General features: G+C 35.8%; 6 protein-coding genes. All 6 read right to left on the bottom strand.

All coding sequences use genetic code 11. The annotated features are described in order from the left end of the window. Positions 1–425, bottom strand: a 425-nt coding sequence (locus tag V7659_RS27410) for a response regulator (protein ID WP_335543238.1), incomplete at its 3' end; no start/stop codon positions are given. A gap of 12 nt (positions 426–437) precedes the next feature. Further along, positions 438–2,609 carry a sensor histidine kinase gene (locus tag V7659_RS27415; protein ID WP_335543239.1) on the bottom strand — a complete coding sequence of 724 codons (2,172 nt, stop codon included), beginning with the start codon at positions 2,607–2,609 and terminating at the stop codon, positions 438–440. A 212-nt stretch (positions 2,610–2,821) separates the two neighbouring features. After that, positions 2,822–4,132, bottom strand: a complete 1,311-nt coding sequence (locus tag V7659_RS27420) for an MFS transporter (RefSeq protein WP_335543240.1) — start codon at positions 4,130–4,132, stop codon at positions 2,822–2,824. Positions 4,133–4,147: 15 nt separating this feature from the next. Further along, the gene (locus tag V7659_RS27425) at positions 4,148–5,578 is read right to left on the bottom strand and encodes an FGGY-family carbohydrate kinase (protein WP_335543241.1); all 1,431 of its coding nucleotides are present in this window, start codon (positions 5,576–5,578) and stop codon (positions 4,148–4,150) included. Between the two features lie 14 nt (positions 5,579–5,592). Continuing rightward, positions 5,593–7,104: an FAD-binding oxidoreductase gene (locus V7659_RS27430; RefSeq protein ID WP_335543242.1), complete on the bottom strand. Its 1,512-nt coding sequence runs from the start codon at positions 7,102–7,104 to the stop codon at positions 5,593–5,595. Between the two features lie 36 nt (positions 7,105–7,140). Further along, entirely contained in the window at positions 7,141–7,935 is a 795-nt protein-coding gene (locus V7659_RS27435) for an SDR family oxidoreductase (protein WP_335543243.1), read from the bottom strand. Between the last annotated feature and the right edge of the window lies 1 nt (position 7,936).

Raw genomic sequence — 7,936 nt, forward strand, 5'->3', positions numbered from 1 at the left:
TCTTCCTGGGACCAGTTTTGTCTAGCTTGATATTTTAACAACTGATTTTCTTGTTTTACTCGCATGTTTTCGCAAATCTTTGCGACAATCTCCTTTAAAATAGCCAATTCAACTGGTTTATTCAGATAGTCTGTAGCCCCTAATTTCATAGAGTTTACAGCGCTCTCCACATTCCCATAAGCTGTCAACATAATAACAGATATATTTGGAGACCCTTCCTTTACTTTCTTTAAGACATCTTGTCCAATCATATCTGATAACATATAATCCAGAATCATAACATCGATCGGCTCCCTCTTAAGCAAATCGATGGCATCTTGTCCTGTATGGGCTTGATGAGCGATAAAGCCTTCACTTTTAAGCCACAAGCTTATATTCCTACATAATTTCACTTCATCATCTACAACTAATACAGAATAGCTCATAATTAGTCCCCCCTATATTCCTATTTTTGTAGTGATTGGAAACTTGCATTGAATAGATGTTCCTGCATGAATCGTACTTTGGATCACCATCTCCCCGTTATGTTCATTAACGATATCCTTGGCTATTGTTAATCCAAGCCCAGAGCCATTTGGCTTGGTCGAAAAGAAAGGATTAAATAGCCAATCAAGATCATGTTTAGAAATTCCCTGACCGCAATCTTTAATTTCCACAACCAGCCACTCCTGGCCTTCCGAGTTTTTTTCATAAATATGTATTTGCAATATTCCCCCTGTAGGCATTGCTTCAATACTATTTAAAATTAAATTAAGAAACACTTGCATTAGTTTTTCGGGCTTAACTTTGATTTTTCTACTATTAACTTGGTATTCTTTTAATACATCTACTTTTGCTTCATTCAATTTAATTCGAAGTAGATGAAGAACTTTATCAACTAATTGGTTCATTTCTGTCCATTTTTCTTCTTCATTTTTCATTCTTGTAAAGGATAAAAATTCACTTACAATCCCACTCATACGTTTTACTTCATCATATATATCGTTTGACAACATATCGACCAGTTCATCATTTGCAGGTTCGTGTAATACCTTTTTTAACAATTCAGCAGAACTTAACAGTATTGCAAGCGGATTTTTCAATTCATGAGCAATACCAGTTGTAACTTGTCCAATGGAGGCAAGTTTTTCACTTTGTCTAATCTGTTCCTCGAATAACTTTAGTTGTGAAATATCCTGGAGAACTGAAATATAACCAATACTCTCCTTTCTTTCATTATAAAATTTAGAAGTAACCACTTTAACAATCCTTTTTCGACGATCGGCATCAATAATGTAGGTTTCCATTTCTTCAATGGGATTGTCTATATGTAAACTATTTAATGATAGAAAATCAGCTTGCCCGTATTTAAGCGGTAATGAAGACGTATGTTTTCCCTTAAGTTCCTCACGAGAAATGCCTGTTAGTCGTTCAAAATTAAGATTAGGATGAGTTATGATGCCATCATTATCTAGAGTGAGTATCGCATATGGAATGCCTTCAATGACGTCATATAAATACCTTTCCTTTTCCTCGAGTATCTTCTTTTTCTCAATGTTGCTAATCCCTAAATCAATCATCTTTTTCATCAATATTCCCAATTCATCCTGAGAGTCAACTTTTACCCTCTTCAATTCTTCTATCGACTGTTTTTCATCGAAATGACTAGCTAATTGAGTTAACCGGACAATCGGAGTAAGAAGTTTTTTCGTACCTAAAACAATTAAAAAGATAGATAAGGTAAGTATTCCTATAAAGCTTAACGTTAAGGCAATAGAAAGTTTAAATATAGGCTGGAAAGCCACCTTTTCAGGAACCCCTAACACTAGTCCCCATTGATCCCAAAGTGCTTTATAAGAGAGGATACTTGTTTCTCCTGATATATCTTCCCTAATAAACCCTGAAAGGCCCTTTGATAATCTTAATGCAGCAGGATGAACTGAAAAATTCTTCCCTATATCTCGTACATTTGTTGAGGAGATAACATATCCATTTTTGTCTAGAATAAAGCTAAATCCACTTCGTGTGGTACTTATGCCTTTGATAATAGAGGAAAGATATTCTCTACTGATTTCTGCCACCAATACACCTTTTAACCCCTTTTTCCCATCAATAACTGGAACCGAGACGATTACAACTTTCTTTCCATGAAAATTTTTAACCATATTGGAAACCACATAGTTATTGCTAACACGTGTCTTATTAAATTCGGGATAAAAATAATATTGTGATTTAAGATTTGGTGAAAAGGGAGCTTCAAAAAGGACCTGATGGCTTTTATCGATAAAATAAATGGATTGTACAATAGCACTTCTAGAAATGATACGTTCTGCACGATTGTACATTTTGGAGTTGCTTATTTCGGATTCTTCATCATTTCCTGCAATTAACTGCAGCTGTAAGACGACATCCGATAATTCAGAATTAATGCGTTCAGCCAACGCATCGGTACTTAGCATATTCTTTTTCAAAATATCTTCTTCAATAAGCCAATTTGCGTAACCAATAATGATTTGAAAGATGATGAGTATCGGGATAATAAGAATAATAGAAAACCAGATAAGATATTTTTTGGTGATACTTTTAGAAATAGAATGTAGTATTCCACGGATAAAAAGTAAAAACTTCATCTGACCTCCAACTTTTTAAATAGCATGATTACAATATCTCCACCTATTATACTAATATTCAAATTATTTCAAATAAAAAAATATCCAACTTTTTTATTTGAAAAGACTAATCAAACGTTTGATTAGATCAAGTTGCTCCCCTCTAATAGAAAAGGGTGACTCAAAAATCGTTTGATGTCACGATCTTTGAGCACCCTTATCACAATAATCTATTATGCATTTTTTGCAATGAGTTCATCTGGTTTAATTGATTTTCTAGCTTCCTTCTTTACTGACATTCTAAAGATTAACGTCATGAAAATAGCGAGGATAGCCGCGCAGGCACAGAAGATGAAGTATCCATTATATCCACCGTTAGGTCCGTATGTTTTAAACAATACAATATTGACGATAGGCATTAAAATATCAGGTGTATAGCCTATAAAGGATACAACTCCAATCGCCAGACCGAGCATCTTTTCATCTACCTTACAATCTCCAAGTAACGACCAGTAAAGACCTCTAATGGTATAAATCATTAAACCAATCATGACGACTTGGATTTTAAAGTAAATGAGAGGCATCGTAATTGGTAAGATTGATATAGCAATTAAAAAAGTGGCAGCTAACCCTAAGGCGATCATGAGGATACTGCTTTTCCCAAATTTATCACCTAAAAATCCGCCTAACAACCCGCCAATCGGCCGCATCCAAAGCATTAATACAGTCACTTCACCTACAGTTGCGGCATCAATTTTGATGTTCGTTTGTAAAAATCCACCCTGATAATATACGGCCCAGGTCACAATATAAGACATAAATATGATGCCGCCTAGCAGCCATATGAACTTATTACTGAATAGTTGTTTGAAATCGTTCACATTAATTTTTTTACTGGTTTCTGCCGCTTTAGAAGAAGATTCTTTTTTAATAGAAGATTTGTCTTCTTTAACAAAAAATAAAATGAGTACGGATACCAAAATAAGCGCAGCAGAGTACATGTAAACCACAAATTGTAACGCTTCTTTCTTATGAACCAATTCTGTACTGTCTCCCAAAACGTTTGTAAAAATAAATAATGCGATACTTGCTAATATGGCCTCTACTAATCCACGGCCACCATCTAAAGCACCAAAAAATCTTCCTTCTTCTTCCTTTTTAGAAATTAACTTTACAAGTTTTAAATGAGCTGCCCAAAAGGTGAATACTGAAAAAAATCCCCAAATACCAAATATCACTAAAACCATTGAATAGCTCGGAACTTGAGCAAACCATAGTCCGGTAAGTCCACAAACCAAAAGTGAAATGAATAAAAGTTTTTTTGCGGAAAATCGATCAGCAAGCCAGCCACTTGGAGAGTATCCCACAAGATAAGCCACACCTAAAACGGAAAAAATGCCATTTAATTGTTTAAGAGTTATTCCGTATACTTCCAAAATCGTTTCTTGATAATTTGTTTTTAAATAGATAAGTGGAAATATCGATCCTGCTGCTAAAACAATGAGGAAAAATTGAAAATACCTTTTATAATTTTTCTCTGCCACAAAATCACTCTTTTCTTAACTAAAAATGGGATAAGATAGTTTTAAAATTTCATCGGTATGAACTCTCACCTTTTTAACGACAGTATCGTTAATGGTATTGTAGAGTACGTTATTTTTTTGGTTCGGTATAAACGTTTGTTGAGTTTTAACCATTTTACTTGCAGCCTCATAAAAATCTTTGTAAATCGATAGATGTTGGCAGACACATATAGCAGCTCCTAAACACGCACTACTGCTGCCTGCACGCCTGTGAACTGGCAATCCAAAAAGATCCGCAATAATTTGCATTATCACATCACTTTTGGAGCCCCCGCCTATTACGACTAAATCATTTAGCTGTACGTCTATTTCCTCTAACATATCATCAATATTGTTTTTAATATTAAAAGCAATCGCTTCCAAAATTGAACGGTATATATGGTATTTTGTATGGCGCTGATCAAAACCAATCATGACACCTTTTCGATATGGTATAGATGGTGTCGATAACCAGTCTAAAATGGTAATCAGACCGTCACTGCCGACTGGAACATCTTGTGCTTTCATATTCAAGTATTCCTCTTCCAATACACCTAGTTTTCTTGCTTCTGTAACGAGTTCTTCACCAATCAGCTTTTTAAACCAACTCACAGTCCACATACCACGTCTTATTCCATTTGATTCATAAACATATTTAAATGGAATACATGCAAGCGTTGGAAAGAAATTAAAGGCATTTTCCTTAAATTCATTTCGTAACAGCATGGACGAAATGAATGTTCCAAGCGAGATCATGATGGTACCTTCGTCCTTAATTCCGGAACCCAGCGCCTCTACAGCTTTATCGTTAGCTGTCGCTACTACTGGTATATCATGATGGAAACCAAACTCTTCGAACAATTCTTGTCTCAGCATTCCCAGCTTTTCGCCTGGTTTTACAAGATCAAATACCATGTCTTTTTGCAATCCATTTGCCTCAAATACTTCCTCGTCTTTCGACCAATCCAACGTTTCGCGGTCCAATGGCCAGTGAACTTCATAATTGGAAGCAGTGTCTTTAAATTCCCCTGTCAACCGAAAGCCTAGATAACCAGAGGTAGTCGTCACATACTTTACTTGATCATCAGAATGTACATATGGCTTGTTAAGTCTGGAATCCATCCAGCTTATCACAGGATAAGCTAGATGGCCATCTTCCTTTAATAAAACACGACAACATCTAATTGTACAAAGTCCAATTCCAGCAATGTCTTTAGGATTGCCAGTAAAATGGGCTAGACAATTTTTAATAGCTCCGTACACACTGTCCCATAAATCATCTTCGGGATGGATGACAACCCCTGGCTCAGGTGATAGAGTTTCTTTTAATTGAAAAGATCCGAAAGCAACTTCATTACCTTCAACATCATAAATGGCTACTTTTGTACTTTGCGAGCCATTATCAATCCCCATTACATACCCGCTCATATAATCACCTTTTATTAACCTTTTATATATTTTATGCCCTCTTCTTGAGGGTAGATTGTACCAAAATTCATGATGCCATTAGGGTCAAAAGCTTCTTTTAATTTTTCTAACATATAGTAAGCAGATCCATGCTCTTCTTCTGTCCACTCGGTACGATATTTTCCAATACCATGGTGGTGGCACATGGAACCGCCAAGTTTCAATGTTTCTTCAATAATAATGGAATGGATTGGATGATGATAAATTCTCATTTCATCCTCTGGTGCACAATTAATATTATAGTTATAAACAAAGTACATATTGGTTCCATTTAGATAACTATGGGATGAGTGTCCACCAAGCATGGTTATATCTTCAATTCTGTCAAACTCTTCCATAACTCTTTTCATTACATTGTGATAAATCTTTGTAATGTTTTCCCAGTCAGCTGATACTTCCGTTGTAAAACCATCATGCTTATGATGATCAACCATTGTTTGGAATTCACGATCAATGTGTCCCTGCGTCCAATTCAAGTTATTAAACCAATTTTCGATTAATTGGTCTTCTACTTTTTCAACGATTCCATCTTGGAATTTAGCAACCGCTTCTTCAATTGCTTCATTCGTTGCCTTAACAATACCAGCTGGCCCTTCTGTCATAAAAATCAACACACATTTGTCTTTATAGAAATGAGAGAAATGTTGTCTTGCGTCTTCTTCAGAATAAACACGTGCCACAGATGGTCTAAAGCCGTTTGTAATCACTTCTCTTAAAACTTTAATACCCGTATCAACATCTTTTAATAAATAACCATGGAACACATTGTTTTTAGGATAGTATTTAAAAATTTTCACCGTAACTTCTGTGATATAACATAATGTTCCTTCATTGCCGATAACAATGTGTCGAATATCCGGTCCTCCAGCTCTTCTTGGAACATTTTTGATTCGAGAAATGTAACCGTTTGGAAATACACATTCTAATCCAACAACCATATCCTCAATCGCACCGTATAAAGTGGAGAATTGTCCAATACTTCTTGTTGCCAATAATCCACCAAATTGTGCAACTGGTTTAGACTGTGGAGAGTGACCAGTTGTGTAACCAATTTTACGCAGCTCATCTTCCAATGTTTGTAGTTTTACACCTGCTTGGACAGTTGCTTGCATGTTATATGGATCGATTTTAATGATATTATTCATTCTTGACCCATCGATAACCATAGCGATTTCTTTCCAGTTTTCCAGACCGCCTTCTGTAGCTGTTTTTCCACTACGAGGAATCACATTGATCTTGTGTTCATTACAGAACTGCAGAAGTGCCTGTACTTCTTCTGTAGAGTGTGGATATACTATCGCCATTGGCATTGGAACGTCAAGGACCTTTTTAGCTTTTGCATATTTTTTATATCGGTCAGAAGATGCATCATATAATGCTTCATGATCGGTATTTATTTGTTCGATTGAAATAATTACCTCTAATTCTTTTAACAATTGTTCTTTAATCTTCGTAGTTTCTTCTTTTAATAATTGTTCATTCGTCATCGCAGCATTTCTCCTTTTATCGATTTCTATATTTTGTTATCGTACTAAGTATCCGCCATCAACATTCACGAGAGTTCCATTTACATAATTGGAAGCGTTTGAAGCTAGATATACAACTGTACCCATTAAATCTGAGATATTTCCCCATCTATTGGCAGGAATATGATCTAAAATTCGTTGATTGGCTTCAGGATTCGCTCTAGTCTCTACAGTAACGGCAGTAGCAAAATAGCCAGGTGCAATACCGTTTACTTGAATATTGAATTGAGCTAATTCATCACAATATGCTTTTGTGAAGCCTGCTAAACCGTGTTTCGTTGCCGCATATGCAGGTGACCATTGACCTCCAAGGTAGGAAAACAAGGAACAAGTATTAATGATCTTCCCGCTTTTTTGTGGAATCATATACTTCGCCACTTCATGAGATAATTCAAACGCTGCAGTTAAATTGATTGAGACCATTTTATCCCATTGAAGTCGAGTAAACTTCGTCACATCTGGTTCATTGATACAAATGCCTGCGTTGTTCATGAGGATATCTATTTTTCCAAATGTATTGATACATTCTTCTGCAATTTTTTTACAAGCATCCTCTTGAGTAACGTCTGCAATCATCAAATGGTACCGGACGCCTTCTGCTTCAATCATGTTTTTCGTTTCACCATTGTCATCAGCGATGCTGACTGCAAAAATGTCTGCCCCTGCTTTTGCCAGTGCTAAGGCAAAGCCTTGCCCCAATCCTGAATTTCCTCCAGTGATAATGGCTACTTTTCCTTTTAAGCTAAAAAAATTCATTGTGAAATCTTTTATATCGGTTTTATGAGTAGTCATG

Source organism: Neobacillus drentensis, from assembly GCF_036966985.1.
Classification (GTDB): domain Bacteria; phylum Bacillota; class Bacilli; order Bacillales; family Cytobacillaceae; genus Neobacillus; species Neobacillus drentensis_E.

What these genes read in the sequence shown, in the direction of transcription:
- V7659_RS27435 (WP_335543243.1), bottom strand. Translation starts at nt 7,935, where the DNA reads ATGACTACTCATAAAACCGATATAAAAGATTTCACAATGAATTTTTTT.
- V7659_RS27415 (WP_335543239.1), bottom strand. Translation starts at nt 2,609, where the DNA reads ATGAAGTTTTTACTTTTTATCCGTGGAATACTACATTCTATTTCTAAA.
- V7659_RS27425 (WP_335543241.1), bottom strand. Translation starts at nt 5,578, where the DNA reads ATGAGCGGGTATGTAATGGGGATTGATAATGGCTCGCAAAGTACAAAA.
- V7659_RS27430 (WP_335543242.1), bottom strand. Translation starts at nt 7,104, where the DNA reads ATGACGAATGAACAATTATTAAAAGAAGAAACTACGAAGATTAAAGAA.